Origin of the sequence: Candidatus Solirubrobacter pratensis (genome assembly GCF_000425945.1) — a bacterium.
GTDB classification, from domain to species: domain Bacteria; phylum Actinomycetota; class Thermoleophilia; order Solirubrobacterales; family Solirubrobacteraceae; genus Solirubrobacter; species Solirubrobacter pratensis.
In genome coordinates this window covers 906,725-930,445 of the sequence record NZ_KE384480.1, presented here as the reverse complement: position 1 = coordinate 930,445, position 23,721 = coordinate 906,725, and the positions used below count along the sequence as shown (strand labels likewise).

General features: G+C 74.3%; 23 protein-coding genes and 1 riboswitch. Of the genes, 14 read left to right on the top strand and 9 right to left on the bottom strand.

The window, feature by feature from the left end; translation table 11 throughout:
• Positions 1-125 precede the first annotated feature (125 nt).
• Positions 126-3,536 carry an ATP-binding protein gene (locus tag H958_RS0129130; protein ID WP_231379397.1) on the top strand — a complete coding sequence of 1,137 codons (3,411 nt, stop codon included), beginning with the start codon at positions 126-128 and terminating at the stop codon, positions 3,534-3,536.
• A gap of 721 nt (positions 3,537-4,257) precedes the next feature.
• On the opposite strand, the gene H958_RS0129120 is transcribed toward H958_RS0129130, so the two are convergent.
• Positions 4,258-4,770, bottom strand: a complete 513-nt coding sequence (locus tag H958_RS0129120) for a CAP domain-containing protein (protein ID WP_051324935.1) — start codon at positions 4,768-4,770, stop codon at positions 4,258-4,260.
• Positions 4,771-4,831: 61 nt separating this feature from the next.
• Positions 4,832-4,911: riboswitch (cyclic di-GMP riboswitch) on the bottom strand.
• 82 nt (positions 4,912-4,993) lie between these two features.
• Between H958_RS0129120 and H958_RS0129115 the strand changes: the two genes are divergently transcribed.
• A complete protein-coding gene (locus tag H958_RS0129115) occupies positions 4,994-5,326 on the top strand; it encodes a hypothetical protein (protein ID WP_156028379.1) in 333 nt (110 codons plus the stop codon).
• A 24-nt stretch (positions 5,327-5,350) separates the two neighbouring features.
• Here the strand turns inward: H958_RS0129115 and H958_RS0129110 are convergent, their stop codons facing one another.
• Positions 5,351-5,977 carry a DUF1707 SHOCT-like domain-containing protein gene (locus H958_RS0129110; RefSeq protein ID WP_028061245.1) on the bottom strand — a complete coding sequence of 209 codons (627 nt, stop codon included), beginning with the start codon at positions 5,975-5,977 and terminating at the stop codon, positions 5,351-5,353.
• Between the two features lie 24 nt (positions 5,978-6,001).
• Here H958_RS0129110 and H958_RS0129105 point away from each other — a divergent pair, with 24 nt between their 5' ends.
• The 4 genes from H958_RS0129105 to H958_RS0129090 are packed head-to-tail and all read left to right on the top strand — an operon-like array spanning position 6,002 to position 9,936.
• The gene (locus H958_RS0129105) at positions 6,002-6,508 is read left to right on the top strand and encodes an O-acetyl-ADP-ribose deacetylase (RefSeq protein ID WP_028061244.1); all 507 of its coding nucleotides are present in this window, start codon (positions 6,002-6,004) and stop codon (positions 6,506-6,508) included.
• Positions 6,505-8,037 (top strand): acetolactate synthase large subunit, encoded by a 1,533-nt coding sequence (locus H958_RS0129100; RefSeq protein WP_028061243.1) that lies wholly within the window; start codon positions 6,505-6,507, stop codon positions 8,035-8,037. Before H958_RS0129105 ends, H958_RS0129100 begins: the two co-directional genes overlap by 4 nt.
• A gap of 30 nt (positions 8,038-8,067) precedes the next feature.
• A complete protein-coding gene (locus H958_RS0129095) occupies positions 8,068-9,174 on the top strand; it encodes a sigma-70 family RNA polymerase sigma factor (protein ID WP_051324934.1) in 1,107 nt (368 codons plus the stop codon).
• Between the two features lie 24 nt (positions 9,175-9,198).
• The gene (locus H958_RS0129090; RefSeq protein ID WP_028061241.1) at positions 9,199-9,936 is read left to right on the top strand and encodes an SDR family NAD(P)-dependent oxidoreductase; all 738 of its coding nucleotides are present in this window, start codon (positions 9,199-9,201) and stop codon (positions 9,934-9,936) included.
• Here the strand turns inward: H958_RS0129090 and H958_RS0129085 are convergent.
• The 3 genes from H958_RS0129085 to H958_RS47030 all read right to left on the bottom strand — a co-directional run bounded on the left by H958_RS0129085 (position 9,933) and on the right by H958_RS47030 (position 12,204).
• Positions 9,933-10,340 (bottom strand): hypothetical protein, encoded by a 408-nt coding sequence (locus H958_RS0129085; RefSeq protein ID WP_028061240.1) that lies wholly within the window; start codon positions 10,338-10,340, stop codon positions 9,933-9,935. The genes H958_RS0129090 and H958_RS0129085 overlap by 4 nt on opposite strands.
• A gap of 70 nt (positions 10,341-10,410) precedes the next feature.
• Positions 10,411-11,541 (bottom strand): MFS transporter, encoded by a 1,131-nt coding sequence (locus H958_RS41110; RefSeq protein ID WP_051324933.1) that lies wholly within the window; start codon positions 11,539-11,541, stop codon positions 10,411-10,413.
• Between the two features lie 42 nt (positions 11,542-11,583).
• Complete coding sequence (locus tag H958_RS47030; RefSeq protein WP_231379396.1) at positions 11,584-12,204, bottom strand: hypothetical protein; 621 nt, start codon at positions 12,202-12,204, stop codon at positions 11,584-11,586.
• A gap of 159 nt (positions 12,205-12,363) precedes the next feature.
• On the opposite strand from H958_RS47030, the gene H958_RS44285 reads away from it, so the two are divergent.
• Positions 12,364-15,153 carry a putative bifunctional diguanylate cyclase/phosphodiesterase gene (locus tag H958_RS44285; RefSeq protein WP_028061238.1) on the top strand — a complete coding sequence of 930 codons (2,790 nt, stop codon included), beginning with the start codon at positions 12,364-12,366 and terminating at the stop codon, positions 15,151-15,153.
• On the opposite strand, the gene H958_RS0129065 is transcribed toward H958_RS44285, so the two are convergent.
• Complete coding sequence (locus tag H958_RS0129065; RefSeq protein WP_028061237.1) at positions 15,150-15,938, bottom strand: cyclase family protein; 789 nt, start codon at positions 15,936-15,938, stop codon at positions 15,150-15,152. The two genes, H958_RS44285 and H958_RS0129065, sit on opposite strands and share 4 nt — an antisense overlap.
• 117 nt (positions 15,939-16,055) lie before the next feature.
• Between H958_RS0129065 and H958_RS0129060 the strand changes: the two genes are divergently transcribed.
• Positions 16,056-16,712, top strand: coding sequence for a hypothetical protein (locus H958_RS0129060; RefSeq protein WP_028061236.1), 657 nt, complete (start codon positions 16,056-16,058; stop codon positions 16,710-16,712).
• Between the two features lies 1 nt (position 16,713).
• On the opposite strand, the gene H958_RS0129055 is transcribed toward H958_RS0129060, so the two are convergent.
• Entirely contained in the window at positions 16,714-17,502 is a 789-nt protein-coding gene (locus H958_RS0129055) for a hypothetical protein (protein WP_028061235.1), read from the bottom strand.
• Positions 17,503-17,597: 95 nt separating this feature from the next.
• Here H958_RS0129055 and H958_RS0129050 point away from each other — a divergent pair, with 95 nt between their 5' ends.
• Entirely contained in the window at positions 17,598-18,380 is a 783-nt protein-coding gene (locus H958_RS0129050) for an HAD-IIA family hydrolase (RefSeq protein ID WP_028061234.1), read from the top strand.
• A 3-nt stretch (positions 18,381-18,383) separates the two neighbouring features.
• Here H958_RS0129050 and H958_RS47915 read toward each other — a convergent pair whose 3' ends face one another.
• The gene (locus H958_RS47915; RefSeq protein WP_081686415.1) at positions 18,384-18,614 is read right to left on the bottom strand and encodes a PspC domain-containing protein; all 231 of its coding nucleotides are present in this window, start codon (positions 18,612-18,614) and stop codon (positions 18,384-18,386) included.
• Between the two features lie 193 nt (positions 18,615-18,807).
• On the opposite strand from H958_RS47915, the gene H958_RS0129040 reads away from it, so the two are divergent.
• Genes H958_RS0129040 through H958_RS0129030 form a run of 3 tightly spaced genes read left to right on the top strand, consistent with a single transcriptional unit; the run spans position 18,808 to position 20,874 of the window.
• Positions 18,808-19,185, top strand: a complete 378-nt coding sequence (locus tag H958_RS0129040; RefSeq protein WP_028061233.1) for a CBS domain-containing protein — start codon at positions 18,808-18,810, stop codon at positions 19,183-19,185.
• A 22-nt stretch (positions 19,186-19,207) separates the two neighbouring features.
• The gene (locus H958_RS0129035) at positions 19,208-19,513 is read left to right on the top strand and encodes an L-rhamnose mutarotase (protein WP_028061232.1); all 306 of its coding nucleotides are present in this window, start codon (positions 19,208-19,210) and stop codon (positions 19,511-19,513) included.
• Positions 19,501-20,874, top strand: a complete 1,374-nt coding sequence (locus H958_RS0129030) for an amidase (protein ID WP_037411556.1) — start codon at positions 19,501-19,503, stop codon at positions 20,872-20,874. Before H958_RS0129035 ends, H958_RS0129030 begins: the two co-directional genes overlap by 13 nt.
• On the opposite strand, the gene H958_RS41095 is transcribed toward H958_RS0129030, so the two are convergent.
• Positions 20,869-21,597: a N5-glutamine methyltransferase family protein gene (locus tag H958_RS41095; protein WP_037411555.1), complete on the bottom strand. Its 729-nt coding sequence runs from the start codon at positions 21,595-21,597 to the stop codon at positions 20,869-20,871. The genes H958_RS0129030 and H958_RS41095 overlap by 6 nt on opposite strands.
• 108 nt (positions 21,598-21,705) lie before the next feature.
• Between H958_RS41095 and H958_RS44280 the strand changes: the two genes are divergently transcribed.
• Together H958_RS44280 and H958_RS44275 are read left to right on the top strand one after the other, a co-directional pair.
• Complete coding sequence (locus H958_RS44280) at positions 21,706-22,680, top strand: glycosyltransferase (protein ID WP_051324931.1); 975 nt, start codon at positions 21,706-21,708, stop codon at positions 22,678-22,680.
• Positions 22,677-23,642: a glycosyltransferase gene (locus tag H958_RS44275; RefSeq protein ID WP_028061230.1), complete on the top strand. Its 966-nt coding sequence runs from the start codon at positions 22,677-22,679 to the stop codon at positions 23,640-23,642. Before H958_RS44280 ends, H958_RS44275 begins: the two co-directional genes overlap by 4 nt.
• Positions 23,643-23,721 lie beyond the last annotated feature (79 nt).

Here is a 23,721-nt window from a genome sequence, read left to right as displayed (position 1 = left end):
GGGAGAACTTTCTGCACTTTTTCGAAGCGCGAACGTACTATCTCGCCATAGCCCGCGCAAACGCAGTGGAAGGCACGTCCATCCGGCTCTGCGGCGAGTTCTCCGCCGTCGTCCGAGGCCGGGAGGTGACGGGGGCGCTCGGCGGCCGGCAGGGACGCGCCGTGTTCGCGTCGCTGGTCCTCAGCCGCCCCGGCGGGCTCGCGCGCGATCAGCTGATCGACGTGCTGTGGCCGGCCGCCCCGCCCAAGTCCCCGGAGCGCGGGCTGGACGTGATCGTCTCGCGCCTGCGCAGCGCGTTGGGCCAGGACGTCGTGAGCGGCCGCGCGCAGCTGTCGCTCGCGCTCGACCCCGACGCCGTCGTCGACGTCGAGATCGCCGGCCGGCGCCTGCACGACGCGGAGGTGGCGCTGGCGACGGGCGAGCTCGAGGCCGCGAGGACCGCCGCGTACGGCGGGCTGGACGCGATCGCCGGGCCGCTGCTGCCCGGGCTCGAGGGCCCGTGGCTGGATGACCATCGCGCGCGCCTCGCGGAGCTCACCCCGCGGCTGCTGCGGACCGCGGCGCGCGCGGGGCTCGCGCTCGGCGGGCCCGCGCTCGACCAGGCGCTCGCCGATGCGCACCGGCTCGTCGCCGACAACCCGTTCAGCGAGTCCGCGTCCGGGCTGCTGATGGAGATCCAGGCGGCGCGCGGCGACGTCGCCGAGGCGCTGCAGACCTACGAGGAGCTGCGCGTACGGCTGCTCGAGCATCTCGGCAACCCGCCGGCGAAGCAGATCGCGGACCTGCATGCGCGACTGCTGCGCCGCGGCGCTGCGCCGGCGCCGGCGGCCGAGCCGCTCGCGCTCGAGGGGTCGCCGCTCGCGCTGCTGACCGCGGGGACCGAGGGCGCGCCGTTCGTCGGCCGCGAGGAGCAGCTCGCCGGGCTGCGCGAGCGCTGGCAGCATGTCGAAGGCGGCCGCCGGCCGCTCGTGTTCCTCGAGGGCGAGGCGGGCATCGGCAAGACGACGCTCGCGGCGCGGTTCGCACAGGTGCTCGGCCCGGGGTCGGTGCTCTTCGGGCGCTGCGACGAGGACCCGATCGTTCCCTACCAGCCGTTCGTCGAGGCGTTCCGCCATCCCGACGCGCTGGCCGGGACCGGCGACGACGAGGACGTGGTCGCGCTCGCGCCGCTCATGCCCCGCCTTCGCGCCCTCGCCCACGGCGGGCAGACCGGCGTCTCGCCCGAGATGCAGCGCTACCTGATGTTCGAGGCCGTCGTCGAGCGGCTGTGCCGATGGACGGGCGTGCGCCCGCTGCTGCTCGTGCTCGACGACCTGCAGTGGGCGGACAGGCCGACGATCAAGCTGCTGCAGCACGTCGTGCGCGACCGCCGCCCGATGGGGCTGATGGTGCTCGCCACCTACCGCAGCGAGGAGACGGGGATGCGGCGGCCGTTCGCCGACCTGCTCGCCGAGCTGCGGCGCGGGCATGCGCTCGACGTCATCCGGGTCGAAGGCCTGAGCCGGCGTGAGACCGACGAGCTCGTCGTCGACCGGCTCGAGTCGACCGTGCCCGACTTCGCCGACGAGCTGTGGTCGCAGACCGACGGCAACCCGCTGTTCATCTCCGAGGCGCTGCGGTCGGTCGCGGACTCCGGCGAGCCCGTCTCGGCCGGCACGCTCGCGCGCATGGGCGTCCCGGATGGCGTCAAGTCGGTGATCGTGCGCCGCCTGGAGGCGATGCCGCCCGACGCGGCCGAGGCGCTGCGCACCGCCGCGGCCGTCGGGCACGTGTTCGATCCCAGGCTCGTCGCCGGCGTGCGGCGCGTCGACGTCGAGGGGGTGCTGGACGCGCTCGACCGCGCGCCGACGCGCGGCCTCGTGGCCGAGCTCGACCGCTACCGCTACGCGTTCTGCCACGGGATCGTGCGGATGGCGATCTACGAGGACCTCAGCGAGACGCGCCGGGCGGAGCTGCACCAGCGCGTCGGCCTGCTGCTCGAGCGCGGGCCGGAGCGTCCCGGGCAGGCCGCTGAGGTCGCGCTGCACTTCGGGCGCGCGGGCGAGCTCGCCGACCCGCTGCGGACGATCGAGCACAACCGGCGCGCGGGCGAGGAGGCGGCACGATCGTTCGCCTACGAGGACGCCGCGGCGCACTTCGAGCGCGCGGCGTCGGCGCTCGCCGCGCTCGGCCCCGAGCGCGAGCGCGACCGCTGCGCGGTCCTGCTCGCCTGGGCCGGCTGCCTCGCGCGCGCGGGCCTCTCCCAGCAGGCGAGCGCGAAGTTCCACGAGGCGGCCGGCAGCGCCGCCGCGCGCGGTGACGCCGGGCAGCTCGCCAGCGCCGCGCTCGGCCTCGGGCAGCGCTACTGGGAGGCGAGCGTCGACGCGCTGCGCGACAGCGGCTACCGCGCGCGGCTCGAGGAGGCGCTGGCCCTGCTCCCGCCCGACGACAGCCGGCCGCGCGCGCGGCTGCTGGCGCGGCTGGCCGAGCACCTCGCGTTCCTCCCGCGCGAGGCGGATCACGCGGCCGCCGTCAGCGCCGAGGCGCTCGCGATGGCGCGCCGCGTCGGCGACCAGAGCACGCTCGTGACGGCGCTGATGGCGCGCCACGCGACGCGCCTGCACGTCGCCTGGACGGAGGAGCGCCTCGCGCTCATGGACGAGGTCGTGCACCTGCGCGCCGGGCGGCCCGAGCTGTCCGCCGAGGCGCGGATGTGGCGGATCTACGACCTCTGCGAGCTCGGCGAGATGGACGGCGCGCGCGCCGAGCAGCGCCGGTTGAGCGAGCTCGCGCGCGAGCTGCGCCAGCCGCTGCTGCGCCACATCGCGCTCGGCTGGGAGAGCGTCTTCACCGAGCTGGCCGGCGACGTCGCGGCAACCGAGCGGATGGCGCTCGAGTTCTACCGCCAGGGCCGGCGCGCGCAGGCGTACGACGCGCGCAGCACGTACGCCGCGAAGCTGTTCGCGATCTACCGCTGGCAGGGGCGGCTCGGCGAGCTGCGCGAGGACATCGAGGCGCTGGCCCGCGGCGTGATCGCGGTCCCGGCGTGGCGCGCGGCGCTCGCGCTGCACCAGGTCATCCGCGGCGACGTGGAGGAGGGGCTGACGGGCGCCCGCGCGCTCGTCGCGCGGCTGCCGAAGATCCCGCGCGACTTCTTCTGGCTGAGCGCCGTGACCGTCGTCTCCGAGGCCGTCGCCCTGTGTCGCGACGCGGAGTCGGCGGCGCCGCTCTATGCCGCCCTCGCCCCGTTCGCCGACCGCCATGCGACGCACTCCTTCGGCGCGTCCTGGGGCTCGGTCGAGCGGCCGCTCGGGCTGCTCGCCGCGGTGCTGGAGCGCGATGACGACGCCGACGCCCACCTGCGCGCCGCCCTGGCCGCCAACCGCGCGATCGACGCGCCGATGCTGGTCGCCATCACGCAGTGCGACCACGGCGAGCTGCTGCTGGCGCGCGGGCGGCGCGACGAGGCGCGCGACCTCGGCGCCGCGGCCGAGCGCGTCGCGCGCCGGCTCGAGCTGCCGGTGCTCGCGGATCGCGCGGCCCGGCTCACTGCCTGAGCCGGTCACGGGGCCGGCATCCTGAACGCCGCGCGGGCGGCGGCGAGCACCGCGGCCGGCACGGGGTCGGCGCGCCGCAGCACGGCGCGCAGCTCGGTCATCAGGGGCTCGTCGTCACAGTCGACGGATTGCCCGTCGCGGTCCTGCTCGTGGTCGGGCGGCACTAGCGCGCCTGTCCGTCATGTCCGGCGGTGCGATCCACACTGCCCTCCCCCGTCGATCCTTGCTTGGTGGTGGGGAGAGCCGCGCGGTCACGGCGGTGATACCGCCCAGAGGATTGCGTCCGCCGCGTCGCCGACCCGCGATCCCGGTCCCGCCGCGTGCGGGCAGGGGTGCGCCACGTTCCTCAAGTATGAGTTGAGGTTCGTGGCACACCCCCCAAAAATGGGCGCTCGGGCAAGGGGTGCGCCCGAACGGCCGGCGGAAGCCGAGAGACTCCCTCCCCCTCCCTTACTGTCGGCACGAACGCGCGTCCGCGAACTCCAGACGAGGCGATCGACGCGGTGTGACCACGTCGCGAGCACGACGACGGCGGCAGCCGATGATCCGGCGGTCGCGCAGGTATCCGGCTCCACGGACCCACCCGGCACGGCGCTGTTCCTCCGCGAGGCGAAGATCCGCGCCCTGCACGGCGCGGAGATCGAAGCAGGCGGCCGCGGAGATCGCGGCGCCCTGCTCGGCGCGGAGATCGCGCGAGGCAGGCGGCCGCGGAGCGCCGACCCTACGAGCCGAAGTCCGCCGAGTACGTCGCGCCGCCGTCCCCGTCAGGCGTCCCGACCGCGATCCCGATCCCGATCAAGCGGAAGTGCGGGTCGAGGATGTTCGCGCGGTGGCCGGCGCTGTGCATCCAGGCCCACACGATCGCGCGCGGCGTCGCGTCAGGCCCCGCTCCATAGGCGATGTTCTCGCCGAGCGTGTACGAGCGGCGGTCGCGCGTCCACCCGGCCGCGCGGATCCGCTGCCCGAACCCCGATCCGTCGCGCGACTCGTGCTGGAAGTAGCGGTTGGCGACCATGTCATCGGAGTGCCCTTGCGCCGCCCGGATGAGCTGCGCGTCGGCGCGCAGGGCGCCGAGTCCATGGGCCGCGCGCGTGCGGTTGAGCAGGCAGAGCGTGAGGGTCCTCGCGGCGGTCGTGCCGATCTGCTCGACGCCGCGACCGGCGCCGGGGCAGCGCGGTCCGGCGGCGGATGCGGTCGCCGGGACGAGACCGGCGACGGCGGAACAGAGCAGCACAGCGATCGGACAGCGCACAGCGGACCCCCTCTGAGGTACGGGCGGCACGTCCCGTGACCACTTCGGCAGTCCAGCCGGCTCCCACCCAGAAGCCCCGTGACTTTGCGGACCCGCCTTGCGGCGGGGGTGCCATTGTCGAAGGAGGTGCCTGTTGACTTTGACCTAGGACATCCGTCGGCAGATCTGCGCGAGAGCTTTAGCCCATTGACTACCCTCGTCCATGGTGCCGACCGTCCACGGCCTCGAGTTCGCCTACTCGCTCTATCCGCTCCCGCCCGGCCGGCTGCCCTTCGGACGCTGGCGCTGGGAGCTGTGGCACGGCCCCAACCTGGTGGCCGCCGGCTGGCGGCTCGCGCGGCCTGACGCGGGGCGCGCCCTGCGCCAGCGCGCCGCCGAGTTCGGCTACCGGCTGTTCGGGTTGCCAGTGCCTGACGACCGCATCCCGCCGTCCGACCTGCAACCGGGGACCACGGAGCGGCTCGCGATCGGGCCGATCACATGCCTGCTCGTCCCGCGTGCGCTCGAGCGCCCTGCCGTGCTCGCGGGCTCTCCTTAGCCTGGATCCACCGATGATCCGGGCCTAGAGCCGGCGCCGGCGGCGCAGCTCGCGCCGTTCCGCGCGCGAGCGCCTGCGGCCGCGCTTGACGTCGCTGCCGCCCATGATCGAGATCAGCTTCAAGCGCAGGACAGGGCCGCCGGGGTCCGGACGCCCGGCGCCGATGTCGACGTCGTTGCCGCCCATGAAGGCGAAGTTCGAGACCTCGACGTTGAGCCCGTCGGGCACGCGGATCTCGGCCCCGCCCATGAGCGAGAAGACGGTCACGGTGACCACGTCGTCGGCGAACTCGGCGTCGTTGAAGTCCAGGTCCGAGCCGCCCATCACGTTGATCACGTTCAAGCTCGAGCCCACGCGCCAGCTGCCCTTGCGGTCGTGGCCGCTCATGACCGAGACCAGCCAGCGCGTCCCCGCGTCGCCCGAGCGGCGCACCCGGACGCGGGAATCGTTCGCCGCCTCGCCCGGCGTCACGACGTCGGCCACCAGCGTCTCGAGCTCGCGCTGCGTGCGCGTCTCGTAGACGGTGTTGAGCCGCTCTTCGAGCTCCTCGACCGTCAGCCGCCCCTCGCCCGCCGCGTGGCGCAGGAGCTCGGCGGTGCGCTCGCGGTCGGCGTCTGAGGCGCGCAGTGCGGGGAGCGGATCGTCGGCCACCCCTGCAGGGTACGGTGCTCGGGCATGGGTCGCATCACGCTGCATCGGGGGGACATCACGACCGAAGCGGAGGCCGACGCGATCGTCAACGCCGCGAACTCAAGCCTGCTCGGCGGCGGCGGCGTCGACGGCGCGATCCACCGCGCCGCCGGACCGGCGCTGCTGCAGGAGTGCCGCCGGCTCGGCGGCTGCGCTACGGGCGACGCGAAGATCACCGGCGCCGGCAACCTCCCGGTCAAGCACGTGATCCACGCCGTCGGCCCGGTCTGGCACGGCGGCGGCGCCGGCGAGCCCGAGGCGCTCGCCTCCTGCTACGCGCGGGCGATCGAGCTCGCCGCCGAGCACGGCGACGCCCGCGTCGCGCTGCCGGCGATCTCCACCGGCGTCTACGGCTACCCGCTGGACCTCGCGGCGAGCGTCGCGATCGACGCCACGCGGAAGGCGCTCGACGCGCATCCCGAGGTCGAGGAGGCGCGCTTCTGGCTGTTCGGCGAGCCGGCCTACGCCGCGTTCGAGGCGGCGCTGTCGTGAACGGCGCCGAGGCGGTCCTGCGCACGCTCGCGGCGAGCGGCGTGCACGCCTGCTTCGCGAACCCCGGCACGTCGGAGATGGCGCTCGTCGCGGCGATGGACGAGGTGCCCGATGTGCGCGGCGTGCTGACGCTGTTCGAAGGCGTCGCGTCCGGCGCCGCCGACGGCTGGGGCCGGATGACCGGCGGGCCGGCGGCGACGCTGCTGCACCTCGGCCCCGGGCTGGGGAACGCGTTCGCGAACCTGCACAACGCCTACAAGGCGCGCACGCCGCTCGTGAACGTGGTCGGCGACCACGCGGTCCTGCACCGCCCGCTCGGCGCACCGCTGACGAGCGACGTCGAGGGCGTCGCGCGGCCGGTCTCGCATTGGGTCCGCACGACGCGCGACGCCCGCACCGCGCCGGCCGACGCGGCGCTCGCCGTCGCCGCCGCGCGCTCCGGGCAGATCGCGACGCTGATCGTCCCCGCCGACGCCGGCTGGAGCCCGAGCCCGGGCGCCTCTCCCCCGGTCGCGCCCGCGCCGGCGCCACGCGCGCCCGAGCAAGCCGTGCATGACGCCGTCGTGGCGCTGCGATCCGGCGAGCCGTGCGCGCTGCTGCTCGGCACGCCGGCGACGCATGGGCGCGCGCTCGAGCTCGCCGGCCGGATCGCCGCGGCGACCGGCGCGCGCCTGATCCGCGACACGTTCGTCGCGCGCCTGGAGCGCGGCGGGGACCGCCCGCGGCCCGAGCCGCTGCCGTATCTCACCGAGGCGGCGGTCCAGGCGCTCGCCGGGCTCGCCCACCTGGTCCTGGTCGGGACCCAGCGGCCCGTCGGCTTCTTCGCCTACCCGGGGCAGCCGAGCCTGCTGGCCGACGCGGGGACCGAGATCCACGGGCTCTGCGTGCCGGACGAGGACGCGGTGGCCGCGCTGGAGGCGCTCGCCGAGGCGCTGAACGCGCCGCCCGCGCCCGCGCCGGAGCCGGTCGCGGCGCCCGAGGTCCCCGACGGGCCGATCGACGCCATGTCGTTCGCCGCGGCCGTCGGCGCGACGCTGCCCGACGGCGCCATCGTCGTCGACGAGGCGGTCACCGCGGCGTTCATGCTCCCCGAGGCCACGCTCGGCGCTCCCGAGCACGACTGGATGTTCATCACCGGCGGCGCCATCGGTCAGGGCCTGCCCGTCGCCACCGGCGCCGCGATCGCCGCGCCGGACCGGCCGGTCATCTGCCTCGAGGGCGACGGCTCGGCGATGTACACGATCCAGTCGCTGTGGACGCAGGCGCGCGAGGGCCTGGACGTGACGACCGTGATCCTCGCCAACCGCAGCTACGCGATCCTCGCGCTCGAGCTGGCGCGGGTCGGTGCCGAGGGCGGCGAGGCGGCGCGCGACCTGCTCGAGATCGGCCGCCCCGCGCTGGACTTCGTGAAGCTGGGCGAGTCGATGGGCGTCCCGGGCCGGCGGGTGGACGACGCCCGCGGGCTGGCCGCGGCGCTGCGCGAGGCGATCGCCGAGCCCGGCCCGCACCTGATCGAGGCCGTCCTCTGATCGGCATCTGCGATACACCTGTTGTCAGGGATGAGCACGCTGCGATTCACAAACGAGCAAGATCTGCTGGGCCGCGCCAAGCGCGGCGACGAGAGCGCGTACCGGAGCCTGATCGAGCCGCACCGCTCCGAGCTGCACGCGCACTGCTACCGGATGCTCGGGTCGGTGCACGACGCCGAGGACGCGCTGCAGGACGCGCTGCTGCGCGTGTGGCGCTTCCTGCCGCGCTTCGAGGGCCGCAGCTCGCTGCGCTCGTGGCTGTACAAGATCGCCACCAACGCGTGCCTGGACGCGATCCAGAAGCGCCCGAAGCGCGTGCTCCCCGTGGACTACGCTTCAGCTTCTGACGGCAGCACACCTCCTGGTGAGCCCGTAGTCGAATCCGTCTGGATCGAGCCGTATCCCGACGAGCAGCTCGGCCTCGCCGACGGGTACGCCTCGCCCGACGCACGCTACGAGCGCCGAGAGGGGGTCGAGCTCGCGTTCATCGCCGCGCTGCAGCATTTGCCGGCGACGCAGCGCGCGGTCCTGATCCTGCGCGAGGTGCTCGGCTTCTCCGCCGCCGAGGTGTCGGAGTCGCTGGACACCACCGTCGCCTCCGTCAACAGCGCCCTGCAGCGTGCGCGCAAGGCCGTGGACGAGCGACTGCCCGAGCAGTCGCAGCAGCAGACGCTGCGCTCGCTCGGCGACGAGAAGCTGCGCGAGCTGGTGACGAGGTACGTCGACGCGTGGGAGCGCAACGACGTCGAGGCCGTCGTCTCGATGCTCGCCGAAGACGCGGCGATCACGATGCCGCCGCTGGCGACCTGGTACGCCGGCCACGACGGCATCGGCACGTGGCTGCGGCTGTCGCCGCTCTCGGGCGAGTTCCGCTGGAAGCACCTGATCACGCACGCGAACGGGCAGCCCGCGCTCGCCGCCTACCACTGGGACGAGGACGAGCAGGCCTACCTGCCGTTCTCGCTCGGCGTGATGAGCCTGCGCGGCGAGGAGGTGCTCGAGGTCGACTACTTCATCGTGCGTACGATGGATCTGGACCCCAAGGACTTCGAGCACTGGCCGGAGCACGCGGCCGACGCGGCCCGGCTGAAGGCGTTCTTCGGGCGCTTCCGGCTCCCGGACCGCATCACAGAGTGAAGCGCGGCGCTCTAGGCTGCGCGCGTGAACGCAATCAAGGCCCTTGTCACCGGCGGCGCGTCGGGCATCGGGCGCGCCGCGGCTGAGCTGCTGCTGGAGCGCGGTGCGAGCGTCGCCGTCCTCGATCGCGACGTGTCCGGCGCGCCCGCGGGCGCACTGGCGCTGCAGGCGGACGTCACCGACGACGCCGCGGTGCGCTCGGCCGTCGCCCGCGCGGCCGAGGAGCTCGGCGGGCTGGACGTGCTCGTCAACAACGCCGGCGTCGGCGCCCAGGGCGACGTCGCGGCCAACGACGACGCCGAGTGGCAGCGCGTCTTCGACGTCAACGTCTTCGGGCTCGTGCGCGTCGCCCGCGCCGCGCTCCCCCACCTGCGCGAGTCCTCGAGCGCCGCGATCGTCAACACCTGCTCGATCGCCGCGACCGCCGGCCTCCCGAACCGCGCGCTGTACAGCGCGACCAAGGGCGCGGTCTACTCGCTCACCCTGGCGATGGCCGCCGACCACGTCGCCGAGGGCATCCGCGTCAACTGCGTGACACCGGGGACCGCGGACACGCCGTGGGTCCAGCGGCTGCTCGACGCGGCCGGCGATCCCGAGGCGGAGCGGGCGGCGCTGGAGGCGCGCCAGCCGATGGGCCGCCTGGTGAGCGCTCGCGAGGTCGCGGAGGCGATCGTCTATCTCGCGTCGCCCGGGGCATCGTCGACCACGGGGACCGCGCTCGCCGTCGACGGCGGGATGCAGGGACTGCGCCTGCGGCGCTAGACCAGGCCGCGCTCCTTGAGGTCGCGCAGCACCGAGCGGCGCCGGAACAGGCCCGCCCGAGCGAGTTGATCCAGCGCCGTCCGCCGGTCGCGGGCGTCGATGCGCAGCGAGGCCAGCTCGGCGCGCAGCTCCGCGGCGTCGCCGCGGGTCGCGTCCAGCGCGGCGCGGAGCTCGATCGCGTCCGCGCGGGCCGAGTCCAGGGCGCCGCGGAGCTGGCCGGCGGCGGCCCGCGAGGCCTCGCCTTCGGCGCGCGCCTCGTCGAGCGCCGCGCGCAGCTCGTGGATCTCGATCGTCGCGTGCTCGTTCTGTTCGGAGACGAGCACGGGGTTGCGGCGCGACTCGCCGCGCGGCGCCAGGGCGGCGCGCAGCTCGTCCGTGGACACGTGCGGTTCGTTCTCGCTCATGGGGCTCGTTTCGAGCCTCGGCGCACCCTTCCTCCAGCTGCCCAGCGTGAACTTGACGAGATCGGCCGCGTCAGCGTGTCAATGGGAGCACGAGCAGCGCCACGGCGGCCATCAGCCCGAACCCGACGGCCGGCGTGTCCACCGCCGCCTGCACCGCCAACGCAACCACGATCCCGCCCGCGTTGCCCGCCATCCACACGAGCGACGTGGCGCTCGCCGCGGCCGCCCCGGCCCGCCGCTCAGTCAGCTCGAGGATCACCGGCAGGCTCGCGAGCAGCATCACGCCCATCGGCGCGATCGCGACCCAGCGGGCGCCGGGAAGCACCGCCAGCAGCGCGCACCCGGCGGCGGCGACGATCGCCGCCGCCCGCAGGAAGCGCAGCTCGGCGCCGCGCCGCGCCACCGCCTCGGGCAGCGCCGCCGAGCCCGCGACGCCGGCCACGACCATCGCCGCGAGCAGCCACCCGGCCTCGGCGTCCGACACGCCCGCGGGCTCCAGCAGCGCCTGCAGCCACGTCGTCAGGGCGACGAAGATGCCGAAGCCGAGGAACGCCACCCCGGTCACCCGGCGGACCAGCCGGTCCTCCCAGACCTCGCGCAGCTCGTGCCGGACGACCGCGACCGCAGCGCCCGGCTCGCTCGCGACGCGCCGCAGCGCCAGCGACAGCGCGGCCGCCGCCACCACCGCGACCACGACGTCGACCACGAGCAGCGGCGTGAAGTCGTCGGCGCTCGCCAGCGCCGGTCCGAGCACGAGCGCGATCGCGGTGCCCGCGAAGATCCCCGCGGAGGCGAGCGAGATGCCGAGCGCGTGCGACGGCGACGGCAGTGACGCGGCGACGAGCTTGGTGATCGCGTTCAGGACCAGCGGCTGCGCGATCGCGACGAGCAGCTGCCCGGCCATCGCGACCGCGAACGTGTCCCCGGCGAGCCGCACGGCGCCGCCGAGCGCCGTCAGCCACGCGCCGAGCAGGAGCGAGCCCCGGAAGCGGCGGTCCAGCGCCAGACCCGCCGGGATCGCGAGCACCACGTAGAGCAGCGGGAACACCTGCGAGAGCCAGCCGACGGTCGCCTCGCTGACGCCGTAGTGGCGCGCGGCGTCGGTCGTGACCGGGGCGTAGGTCAGCCACAGGAGCTGGTTGGCGGCCGCGGCGGATCCATACGCGGCGACGGCGCCCCAGCGCGCGACACGGGTCTGCACGCGCAGATTGTGACGTCCCGGGCGTAAGCCGCCCGGGACGCCCTAGCCGCGCGCCATCGGGTCGACGTAGACGTCGTCGAGCTCGAAGCTCGACTCCGGCTGCGCCGTGAAGCGGAGCGCGACGGGCAGGGCGCCGCCGGCGACGTCCGCGAAGTCGATCGAGATGTCCAGCGAGCCGGTCGGCCGCCAGTCGCTCTCGCCCGTGGCGTAGTCGCCCGTGCCCGCCTGGCGCAGCTTGCCCCCGGCGCCGGCGTAGAGCACGTCGACCTTGAGCTTGCCCTTGCGACCCGACGTGTTGCGGGCGAAGAAGCGGAACCACGGGTAGCTGTCGTCGATGCAGATCGGCGCCGAGATCACCGAGTCGCCCGGGCCGAGCGCGAGCGCGAGGTGATCGGAGCCGCCGCCGACGCGGAACGGCTCGTTGCCCTCTACCACGTTTGCGGAGCCGGTCGCGGTCCAGCCGCCGAGGCCGGACTCCATGTCGCCGCCGTCGACGAGCGTGTAAAGGCCGGAGTCGTCCCACGCCGCGAACGGGTGGGCGGACGCCGCCTTCGGCGTGCAGCTCGCCGGCGCGCCGTCGGCATGCGCGGCCGGAGCCGCGGCCAGCAGCCCGGCGCCTGTGAGCGCGGCGGCCACCGCAGCGCGAAGCGTTCTGGTCGGCACGTCGTTGACCTCCATGATCGATTCCGGCCCACGCTCCCTGCGTGGGGTCCATCCATGGCTGTTGATCGGCCGCGGCCGCGCCGCTCGCGACGCGGGTGGACGGATGGCCGACGGAGCGCGCTCAAGACGGCCTTCGCACGCCCGACCACCAAGGGATGGATGAGCCGTCCGGCGAAGCGTGACCACTCCCCGACTCTGGTCGGGCGCTCGAGCGAGCAGCCCGAGGCGATCGACCTCGCCCGGAGCCGGCGCGTCGCTCGCCGCGAGCTGATCGCCGAGGCCGCCGCCGCGGCCTCCTTCGCGGTCGCCGCCGGCGCGTTCTGGGCGCTCGCCGGCTTCCCCGCGCCCGGAGTCCCGGCGCTGTCGCTCGCCGTGATCTGCGCGCTGCTGGTCCGGATCGAGCTCGCCGCCGGCGACGGCCACACGCGCCCGGTCGTGCTCGCGCTCGTGCCGATGCTGCTCCTGCTGGCGCCCGCGACCGTCCCGCTCGTCTTCGCCGCGGCGCATGTGGCCGCGCGCCTGCCCGACGTGCTCGCCCGCCGCGCCCCGGCCCACCGGCTCGCGATGATGCTCGGCGATTCGTGGTTCGCGGTCGCGCCCGCCCTCGCGATCGCCGCGACGGGGGCGCATCCGGCGCTGCTCGTGCTGGCAATCGCGCTCGCCGCCCAGATGACCGCGGACTTCGCGATCTCCAGCCTGCGGTTCCGGGCCGCCGTCGGCGCTCGCCCGCCGCTGCGCGGCTACGTCTGGGTCTACGTCCTCGATCTCCTGCTCGCGCCCGTCGGCCTGCTCGCCGCGGCGGCCGCGCACGACGAGCCGCTCGCCGTCTTCGCGGTGCTGCCGCTCGCCGCATTGTTCGCCGTCTTCGCGCACGAGCGCAAGGGCCGGATCGCGAATGCCCTCGCGCTGCAGCAGCTGACCGCGCGCAGCCGCGATCGCCTGCAGGCGATCGTCCAGCATTCCTCCGACCTGATCGTCGTGCTCGAGCGCGACGGGTCGCTGCGGACGCTCAACGGTGCCGTCGCGCCGGTCTTCGGCGGCGACGAGCACCACGGCTCCCTGCTGGACCGCGTGCATCCCGACGACGCCGCGCGGGTGAGCGGCTTCCTCGCCGCCGTCGCCGAGCGCCCCAGCGGCGAGTCGGCCGAGGAGGAGTGGCGCATGCGCTGCGAGGACGGGACCTTCCGCCACATCGAGGCCGTCGTGACCAACCTGCTCGGCGACGGCGTCGTCGACGGCCTCGTCCTGACGGCGCGCGACGTCGAGGCCCGCAAGCGGTTCGAGGACCAGCTGCGCCACCGCGCCTTCCACGACGAGCTGACGGGGCTGGCGAACCGCGCGCTGTTCTTCGATCGCGTCGAGCACGCGCTCCTTCGCGGCACGCGCGAGGACGCGCAGGTCGCCGTCGTGTTCGTCGACCTCGACGACTTCAAGGCGATCAACGACCGGCTCGGCCACGCCGCAGGAGACCGGGTGCTGCAGGAGGTCGCCGAGCGCTTCAGCGCCTGCGCGCGGACGGCCGACACCGTCGCGCGGCTCGGCGGCGACGAGTTCGGCGTCCTGCTGGAAGGCGTCCCCGGACCGCGCGCGGTGCAGGCCGCCGAGCGGCTGCTTGAGGCGCTGCGCGCTCCGCTCGAGCTCGCCGGCGAGGAGATCCGAATCTCGGCGAGCGCGGGCATCGCGATCGGCGCCGCCGACGCGCGCGACGTCGAGGACCTCCTGCGCAAGGGCGACCTCGCGATGTACGAGGCCAAGCGCAACGGCAAACGCCGGCTCGAGGTCTTCGAGCCCGAGATGGCGCGCGCCGACGCGCCCGGCCGCCGGCCGCTGACGTGGTTCATGCGCAGCGACGAGCAGCACGACGAGATCCGCTCGCTGCTCGACGACCCCGACGCGCTGACGATGGCCTTCCAGCCGATCATGGACCTGCGCACCGGGCTGATCGCCGGCTACGAGGCGCTCGCGCGCTTCAACCGCACGCCCTACCGCTCACCCGACCAGTGGTTCGCCCAGGCGCACCGCTGCGGGCTCGGCTTTGCCGTGGAGGCGAAGGCGCTGGCGGCCGCGCTGGCGCCGGCGGGCCGGCCGGCGGGTACGTACCTGTCGGTCAACCTGAGCCCGTCCTCGCTGACGGCGCTGGAGATCCAGGCGGCGCTGCCGGAGCGGCTGGACGAACTGGTGATCGAGGTGACCGAGAACGAGCTGGCGTCGGGCGATCCCGCCGTCGCCGCGGCGATCGCCGCGCTGCGCTCGCGCGGCGCACGGCTCGCCGTCGACGACGTCGGGGCCGGCTACGCGGGGCTCACGTACGTGATGCGGCTCGCGCCGGACGTGATCAAGCTCGACCGCGCGCTCATCACCGGCATCGAGGGCGACGCGGTCAAGGCCGCCCTGGTCAGCTCGTTCGTCCGCTACGCGCGCGAGATCGACGCGACGGTCTGCGGCGAGGGCATCGAGACGCTCGCCGAGCTGACGACGCTCGCCGGTCTCGACGTCGCCTACGGCCAGGGCTACCTGATCGCCCGGCCCGGTCCGCCGTGGACGCCGCTGCAACCGGCCGCCGCCGAGGCGTGCGCCGTCGCGTTCCAGGCGGCGTTCGCCGAGGCGAACGTCGCCGAGGAGCTGACCGCGCCGATCGCGCGCGCGACCACGCTGGACGAGCTCGACGGCGGGCTGCCCGCGCTCGCCCGCGCGCTCGGCGGCGACGAGGTGCGGATCTTCGCCGACGGCGCCGCCCCGCCGGGCCAGCTGCTCGCCGGCGATCCCGGCGCCGACGCCGGGCAGGTGGCGGCGCTGCTCGCCGCGGGGCACCGCTCGCAGCTCACGCTCCCGATCGGCGCCACGGGACGCCTGCTCGTCTACAGCCGCGCCGACCGGCCGTGGGCGCGCTTTCAGATCGCCCGTGCGCGGATGGTCGCGAGCCAGCTCGAGCGGCTGGTCCAAGTCTAAGCGAAGGCGACCGGGCGGACGGGCGAGCCGGTGCCGCCGCGCAGCTTCAGCGGCAGGCAGACGAACGCGAACTCGCGCACGCCCTCGGCGGCGAGCTCCTCGAGGAAGAGCGACTCGATGATGTGGACGCCCTCCTGCACGATCAGGATCACGTGGCCCGGGAGCGAGCCCAGCTCTGGGTCGTAGCCGTCAGGCAGGTCCCACGCCACGTTGTCGGCGCCGACCGCCAGCGGCTGCCTCGCGGCCAGCCAGCGCGAGGCGTCGCCGCCGATCCCGCCGGCCGCCATGTAGGCCTGGCGGTCGCCCCACAGCGCCCCCGAGCCGAGCCGGACCAGCACGACGTCGCCGGGCTCGACCGCAAGCCCGCGCGCGGCAAGCTCGAGCTCGGCCGCCGTCACCTCGTGCCCCGGCTCCAGCCGCTCGACGCCGAGCGCGCTCGCGACGTCGAGCAGCACGCCGCGCGCCACGAGCGGCGCCACCGTGTCGATGCCGAGCTCGGTGAAGCCGGTCGAGGTCTGCACGCGCGGGTCGATCGCGACACCGCCGTGCATGCGCCCGCCGTAGGCCTGATGGCAGAGCGCGTCGATGTGCGTGCCCGAATGCTCGGTCATCACCAGCAGCGCGGACGCGCTCGTGCGCTGCTCGCCGCTGCCGTGCTCGTGGCGGCGGTGCAGGTTGATCAGCACGCCCGGCTCGTGCGCGGGGAACACCGGCGCGCCCGCGTAGCGCGGCTGCTCGAGGTCGTACGCCCGCGCTCCGCGCAGCGCACGCGCGAGGTCACTCACCTGGCCGCCCGGAGCTCCGGCGCACCGATGCCACGTCCGGGGTTGTAACAGAACCCTTCGCCGATCGCTCGCGAGCGTCCGGTCAAGACCTGCGCGCCCACGCCGATCACCGCTCCCATGGACCTGCGCGTCGCCCGGGTCGCCGTCGCCGGCGTCGCCCTCCTGCTCTTCGTCGGCCACCAGGTGGCGTCAAGCCGCGGCGCGGCGGGCCGCTCGGACACCGAGCACGAGCTCACGCCCGAGGTGCGGGCCCGCACGGTGACGTTCGCGTCCGGGGTCTCGGCCGCCGACCGGGCGTGGGTGCTCGACGCGATCGCGAGCGCCCGGCCGGAGGCGCAGCAGCTGATCGCCGCGGTCGACGGGCTGGTGACGATCGGCGTGGTCGCCGAGCCCAGCGCTCCGTTCGTGGGCGTCGCCAAAGCCGGCAGCGACGACATCCTCTTGAACATCGCCTACCTCGACGGCGAGCGCAAGCAGGACCGTCCCCAGACGGTCCTGCACGAGCTGGGCCACATCATCGACTTCGAGCTCGTCCCCGACGACGAGATGGAGCGCCTCGCGGCCGCGATCCCGTCCAGCGGCGGCTGCTTCAGCGCCGAGACCGGCGACTGCACGGCGCCCGAGGAGCGGTTCGCCGACACGTTCGCCAAGTGGGCGCTGCGCGGCGCCGTCTCGACCGTCGGCGCCGGCTACGGCGTCTCCGCGCCGGCGTCGCTCGAGCAGTGGGGCGCGCCGCTCGGCGCGCTCGCCGCGCAGCAGTCGATCCAGAAGTAGCTCAGCGCTTGATCGTGAGCTTCTTCGTGACCGTGGTGGTCTTGCCGCCCTGCTTGAGCTGCACCGTCGCGGTGTAGGACCCGGCCTTGACGCTGCCGACCGCGCTGAGCAGGACGTCGACGCTCTTGCCGGGCAGGATGCGGATCGACGCGAGCGCCCGCTGACGCGTGCCGAGCGCGCTCTTGAGGCGCACGCTGCCGGTCACGGGTTGGATCGTGTTGCCCGCATTGCGGAGCGGCATGACGATCGCGCGCTTGCTCCCCTTGCCGCTGACCTTCGGCGTGCCGGCCTTCAGGCTCAGCACGGGGCTCGCGGGGTTCAGCCGCAGGCTCGTGACGAGCCGGTAGCCGAGCACGGCGCCCGTCTGCTTGGAAGCGCCGTCGGGCAGCCCCGTGATCTCGATCCCGCCGTACGTCGCAGCGCCCGAGAGCGCGGTCACGCTGACGGCCTTCTTCTGCCCGGCCGCGAGCGCGAAGCTCGGCTCGGAGACCCGGATGCCGGAGAGGGTCTTGGCCCGGTTGATGCTGACGGCGCCGCTCGAGGACTGCATCCACGGCCGCGCGGTCACGTTGACGGCGAGCTTCTTCGAGCTGTTGTTGGAGACCGTGAGCGTCCCGACCGCGCCCGCCGCCGCCGGCTTCTCGATCACCATGGGGTTGACCCCGAGGCCGCCCGTCACGGCCTTCGCGGCGCTCGCCGGCGAGTCGTCCGCTCGGGCGATCACCGCCCCGCTCGCGACCGCCGTGGCCACCACGACGCCGGCGATCGCCCGCCGTCCGACCGAAGACATCTGATTAGACCCCCTGTTCACAGCACCACACCTAGCACGCTCCAACCCTCCGGCGACGCGAACGGAGCGGCAGAGGCTCGTACGCTGTTGCAAAGATGAGCCGGCGTGAGATCCGATCGTGGCTGATGGACATGGACGGCGTGCTCGTGCACGAGGAGCACCCGATCGCAGGCGCGGACCGCTTCATCACGCGCCTGCGCGAGACCGGCACGCCGTTCCTGGTGCTGACCAACAATTCGATCTATACGCGGCGCGACCTGTCCGCGCGCCTGCTGGCGAGCGGGCTCGACGTGCCGGAGGAGTCGATCTGGACGTCGGCGCTGGCGACGGCGCGGTTCCTCTCCGACCAGCGCCCGAACGGCTCGGCGTTCGTGATCGGCGAGGCCGGCCTGACGACCGCGCTGCACGAGGCCGGCTACACGCTCACAGAGCGCGCGCCGGACTACGTCGTGCTCGGCGAGACGCGGACGTACTCGTTCGAGCGCATCACGCTCGCGATCCGGCTGGTCGTCAACGGCGCGCGCTTCATCGCGACCAACCCGGACGCGACCGGCCCGAGCCCTGACGGCCCGCTTCCGGCCACGGGGTCGGTCGCACGGCTGATCTCGCACGCGACGGGAGTCCAACCGTACTTCGTCGGCAAGCCGAACCCGCTGATGATGCGGTCGGCGCTCAACGCGATCGACGCGCACTCCGAGACGACCGCGATGGTCGGCGACCGGATGGACACCGACGTCGTGTCGGGGCTCGAGGCCGGCCTGGAGACGATCCTCGTCCTCACGGGCCTGACGCAGCAGGCGGAGGCGGAGCGCTTTCCCTACCGCGCCTCGAGGATCGTCGAATCCGTGGCCGAGCTCGCCGACGAGCTGGGTGCATAGCGCTCACGCCGCGACCGGCGTCCCGGAGGCCGCCGTGGCCTGATCGTCGGGCTTGACGAACGCGAGCAGCGCGAGATAGGCGAGCGCGCCGGCGCCGCTGAGCAGCGTGGCGACGGCGAAGCCGACGCGGAACAGGACCGGGTCCACGCCGAAGTAGGCGCCGAGGCCTCCGGCGACGCCGCCGAGCTTGCAGTCGGTGGAGGAGCGCGTCAGGGTGCGGGTTTCGGTGTTCATGCCGCCCACTGTCGCGCGCCGCGGCAGCACGCGCCATTGGGGATGACCCTGGGCGAACCCTCGGGGTGGGGCTTCCCCTACGGCGCTCGGGCTCACGCCATCGCCGCAATGGGCATGGCGGTGCGCGCACACGCACTGCCGCCGCCAGATCCGCGTATTCTCGTGCTGAACGTCACGAGGAGGTTGGAAGGTCGTGAGGGTCCGAGACGCGATGACCGAGAACGTGCTCACGTTCGAGCCAGGGCGCACGCTGCGCGACGCGGCGCGCTTCATGACCGATCACACGGTCGGCGCCGTCGTGATCATCGACCCGGAGCAGCCCGGCCCGGGCATCGTGACCGAGCGCGACCTCGTGCGCTCACTCGGCAACGGCCAGGACCCCGACACCGAGCTCGTGGGCGATCACCTGACCGCCAACGCGGCGTTCGCCGACGCCGACTGGGACCTGCAGGAGGCGGCCGACGCGATGGCGCGCGGCGGCTTCAGGCACCTCGTCGTGGTCGTCGACGGCGCGCTGCAGGGCATCATCTCGATGCGCGACATCATGCGCGTCTGGCGTCCAGGCCCTTAGACGGGCGGCTATCGTCGCGGGAGTGCGCGTCGCGTTGCACACCCGCGTGAAGGCGGGAGCGGAGGAGGCCTACGACGCCGCGCACCGCGAGGTCCCCGCGGAGTTGACGGAGGCGATCCGCGCCGCCGGAGCCACGGAGTGGACGATCTGGCGCAGCGGCCGCGACCTCTTCCACGTCATCGAATGCGAGGAGTACGGCCGCCTGCTGTTCGAGCTCGCCGAGCTCCCGGTGAACGTGGCGTGGCAGGCGCGCATGGCCGAGCTGCTCGAGGTGGTCCACGACTACGGCGCCGCCGACGCGGCGCTCCCAGTCGTATGGCGACTGTGATCGACCTCGCATTCGCGGGCATCGCCGGGCAGGCCGAGCTCCTACGCCGCGGCGAGGTGTCCGCGCGCGAGCTCGCGCAGCTCTCGCTCGAGCGCATCGAGCGGCTCGACGGCGAGCTGAACGCGTTCGCCGCCGTCTATCCCGAGCGCGCGCTGCGCGAGGCCGACCGCGCCGACGCCCGCCGCCGTGCGGGCGAGGACGGGCCGCTGCTCGGCGTCCCGCTCGCGGTCAAGGACGAGATCGACCTGGCGGGCGAGGTGACCAGCCGCGGCACCGGGGCGTTCACCGCGAAGGCGGCCGCGGACGCCGAGATCGTGCGCCGGCTGGGCGCCGCGGGCATGGTCGTGGTCGGCAAGACGACGATGCCCGAGCTCGGGCTGTGGCCGTTCACGGAGTCGATCACCTGGGGCGTCACGCGCAACCCGTGGGACCTCGAGCGCACGCCGGGCGGCTCGAGCGGCGGCTCGGCGGCCGCCGTCGCCGCCGGGATCGTCCCCGTCGCGCTCGGCGCCGACGGGGCGGGCTCGATCCGGATCCCCGCCGCGTGCTGCGGCCTGTTCGGGCTCAAGCCCCAGACCGGCCGCGTCACGCGCAACCCCCATACCGACGGCGCGCACTGGGTCTGCTTCGGCCCGCTCACACGCTCGGTGCTCGACAGCGCGCTGGTCCTCGACGCCGCGACCGGCACGCCGGCCTTCTCCGCCGCCGCCGGGCGCGCGCCGGGCAGGCTGCGGATCGCCCGCTCGGACGCCTTCCCGCCCGGCACCTGCGGCACCCTCACCGCCGAGACCCGCGCCGCGCTCGACGACACCGAGGCGCTGCTGCGCGGCCTCGGGCACGAGGTCGTCCACCGCGCCGTCGACATGGGGCTGCGCGACATCCCCGTGATCGTCGGCCTGATGCTGCGCGGGATCCACGACCTCGTCGCCGAGACCGAGCGCCCCCAGCGGCTCGAGCGCCGGACCCGTGCGCTCGGGTGCCCGGGCGCGCTGATCTCAGACACCCTGCTCGAGCGCATGCAGGCCGCCGAGCAGCGGATCGCCGAGCGCGTGAACCGGATCTTCGACGACCACGACGTAGTGCTGACGCCGATGATGTCGCGCCCCGCGGTCCGCGCGGGGGTGATGGAGGGTCGCGGCGCGATCGCGACCTACAACTGGGAGACCGGCTGGGTCCCGTTCAACGTGCTGTGGAACTCGACCGGCCAGCCGGCCGCGTCCGTCCCGGCGGGCTTCACGGCCGACGGCCTGCCGCTCGCGGTCCAGCTCGTCGGCCGTGCGGACGACGAGGCGACGCTGCTCTCCCTCTCCGGCCAGATCGAGGCGGAGCGCCCGTGGGCGCACCGCCGGCCGCCGCTATAGCCGCGTGGCCTCGATCGCGCGGACGTCGCCGTCCTCGTCGACCAGCACGTTGACGTCGGCGTAGGCCTCGAGCGCGTCCTGGAGCGCGTCGGCCTGGCGCCCGCCGAGCTCGAGCAGGAGCGCGCCGCCGGGCCGCAGGAAGCGCGGCGCCTCGGCGATCGCGCGCCGGAGGATCGCCGTGCCGTCGTCGCCGCCGTCATAGGAGAGCGCCGTCTCGAACGTGAAGGTGTCGCGCTGCAGCAGCGGCAGGTCGGGCGTCGGGACGTACGGGACGACGCCGGTGATCACGTCGACCGGCTCGCTGAAGGGCTCGAAGAGGTCGCCGGCGTAGGCGTCCACCCCATTGCTGCGGGCGCAGGCGACCGATCGCTCGTCCAGGTCTGAGGCCACCACCCGCGCGCCGGCGCGCATGAGCGTCACCGCGACCGCTCCGCTGCCGGTGCAGACGTCGATCGCCGTCCCGCCGGCCGGGAGCCGCTCGACCGCGCGCCTGGCGAGCACCTCGGTCTGCCAGCGCGGGACATAGACGCCCGGGTCGACCTTGATCCAGAGCCCGCAGAACGGCGCGGTGCCTGTGATCCACGCCAGCGGCTCGCCCGTGAGGCGCCGCTCGAGCATCGCGTCCAGCCGCGCTTCGTCGCCGCCCGCGGCGGCAAGCAGCTCCTCCGCCTCCTCCTCCGCGGCGACGAATCCGTTGCGCATCAGCACCTCTGTCAGATCCATCCGGGTGATTGGAGCACGCGGACGTTCTGAGAGATGGAGGGGAAGTCTCATGAGGCGGCGCTCATAAGCTGGTGGGATTCCGGCGCTTCGGGCCGATGACTCGGCCAGATGCCGGATCCCACCGTCAGCGTCCTGGTTCCCGTGCACGACGGGGAGGCGTTCCTCGGCGAGGCGCTCGAGAGCGCGCTCGCCCAGGAGCACGCGCCGCTCGAGCTGATCGTCGTCGACGACGGCTCGGCCGACGCGAGCGCCGAGATCGCGGCCGCCTACGGCGCGCGCGTCATCCGCCAGGGGAACGCCGGCACCGCGGCGGCGGTCAATGCGGCGCGCGCGGCGGCGCGGGGCGAGCTGCTGGCGCTGCTGGACGCCGACGACCGCTGGCCGGCCGGCAAGCTCTCGCGCCAGATCGAGGCGCTGGGCGACGCCGGCCTGATCTACGGCGACATGACGGTGATCGACGGCGACGGGACCGTGCTGTGCGACTCGTGGCTCGAGCTCGTGTGGGAGGGCGAGCCGCCGTCCGGGCGCTCGTGCTTCGGCGCGCTGCTGACGGCCAATGCGGCGACGGCGTCCTCGATCGTGCTGCGCGCGGATCTCTCGCGCCGGCTCGGTCCGATCCCGCCGCACCTGCGCTGCGCCGACTGGTGGCTGGCGCTGTCGGCCGCCCGCGCCGGCGAGATCGCGTACCTGCCGGAGCCGCGCACCGGCTACCGCTCCCACGAGGGCAACATCGGGCTCGGCACCGAAGGTCCCGCGCTCGGGCGTGCGCACGTGCGGCGGGCGGCGACGCAGCGCTGCTTCCTCGGGGAGGTGCGAGCCGGGGAGGCGACGCCGCGCGAGCTGGCGCTCGCCTGGAATGCATTCGAGCGCAACGTCAGCGAGGCGCTGGCGCATCTCGGCAGCCCGTTCGAGAGCATCGTCCCGCTCGGGCCGGCCGAGCGCGAGCGCGCGTGGGCGGAGCTCGGCGCCCAGCACGAGGACCCGGCCGAGGCGCTCGCCGCGGCGGTCCGCGCGCTGGCCGCCAACCCGTGGGAGCCCGCGGCGCACGCGGCGCTGGAGGCGGCCTGGGAGCTGGTCGCATGAGCGTCCCGCACGTGACCGCGCTGATCACCGCCTACGACTGCGAGCGCTTCATCGGCGAGGCGGTCGACAGCGCGCTGGCGCAGGACTACGAGGGCCGCCTGGACGTGGTCGTGATCGACGACGGCTCGACCGACGGGACCGCGCGCGAGCTCGCGTCCCGCGACGTGCGCGTCATCCGCCAGGAGAACCGCGGCTACGTCGCGGCGACCCACCGCGCGATCGCCGAGGGCGAAGGCGAGCTGTTCGCGCTGCTCGACGCCGACGACGTCTGGCCGGCCGACAAGATCCGCCGCCAGGTCGCCGCGCTCGGGGACGCTGCGCTGCTGTACGGCGACATGACGGTGATCGACGCCGAGGGGAACGAGATCGACCCGTCGTGGCTCGGCGACGCGTCGCCGCCGAAGGATCTCGCGGGTTGGCTGTGCGGGAACGTCGCCACGTCCTCCTCGATCCTCATGCGCGCGGACATGGCGCGCCGCTGGTGCCCGATCCCTCGCGGACTCGCGTTCGCCGACTGGTACTTCGCGATCCGCGCGATGCGCGAGAGCCGCGTCGTCTACCTGCCCGAGCCGCGCACCTCCTACCGCTTCCACGGCGAGAACATGTCGCTCGGCAGCTCGGGCGAGCGGCACGCCCTGCAACTGCGCGAGGCGCTCAAGTTCCAGCGCTGGTGGCTGCGCCGGGCCGATCCCGAGCCCGGCCTGTGGGCGGCGTGGGAAGCGTTCGAGGCGTTCGCGACCAAGCTGCAGAGCGTCGCCGAGACACCATTCACGCAGCTCGTCCGCGTGACGGCCGAGGATCGAGACCTGGCCGAGGCGCTCGGCCGCCAGGCGCGGCAAGCGCTCGACGCGGGAAACGCGCACGAGGCGCTCGCCGCCGGCATCCGCGCCGCGGCCGCGGACCCCTGGTGCCGGGAGGCGCGAGAGACGGCTCGCCAGGCTGCGCTGGCTGTGGCTGGGTAGGGGGTTGAGCGGTTCGCGCGGTCGGCGCGCGTACTTCACGGCGCGCGGCAGGATCGGCGAACTGCGCTGGTAAGGGATG

Bases quoted from the DNA above. Each gene is read 5' to 3' on its own strand.
- H958_RS0129030 (WP_037411556.1), top strand. From the start codon at position 19,501: ATGGCGACTGTGATCGACCTCGCATTCGCGGGCATCGCCGGGCAGGCC.
- H958_RS44285 (WP_028061238.1), top strand. From the start codon at position 12,364: ATGAGCCGTCCGGCGAAGCGTGACCACTCCCCGACTCTGGTCGGGCGC.
- H958_RS0129050 (WP_028061234.1), top strand. From the start codon at position 17,598: ATGAGCCGGCGTGAGATCCGATCGTGGCTGATGGACATGGACGGCGTG.
- H958_RS44280 (WP_051324931.1), top strand. From the start codon at position 21,706: ATGCCGGATCCCACCGTCAGCGTCCTGGTTCCCGTGCACGACGGGGAG.
- H958_RS47915 (WP_081686415.1), bottom strand. From the start codon at position 18,614: ATGAACACCGAAACCCGCACCCTGACGCGCTCCTCCACCGACTGCAAG.
- H958_RS0129105 (WP_028061244.1), top strand. From the start codon at position 6,002: ATGGGTCGCATCACGCTGCATCGGGGGGACATCACGACCGAAGCGGAG.
- H958_RS0129060 (WP_028061236.1), top strand. From the start codon at position 16,056: ATGGACCTGCGCGTCGCCCGGGTCGCCGTCGCCGGCGTCGCCCTCCTG.
- H958_RS0129095 (WP_051324934.1), top strand. From the start codon at position 8,068: ATGAGCACGCTGCGATTCACAAACGAGCAAGATCTGCTGGGCCGCGCC.
- H958_RS0129055 (WP_028061235.1), bottom strand. From the start codon at position 17,502: ATGTCTTCGGTCGGACGGCGGGCGATCGCCGGCGTCGTGGTGGCCACG.
- H958_RS44275 (WP_028061230.1), top strand. From the start codon at position 22,677: ATGAGCGTCCCGCACGTGACCGCGCTGATCACCGCCTACGACTGCGAG.
- H958_RS41095 (WP_037411555.1), bottom strand. From the start codon at position 21,597: ATGGATCTGACAGAGGTGCTGATGCGCAACGGATTCGTCGCCGCGGAG.
- H958_RS0129085 (WP_028061240.1), bottom strand. From the start codon at position 10,340: ATGAGCGAGAACGAACCGCACGTGTCCACGGACGAGCTGCGCGCCGCC.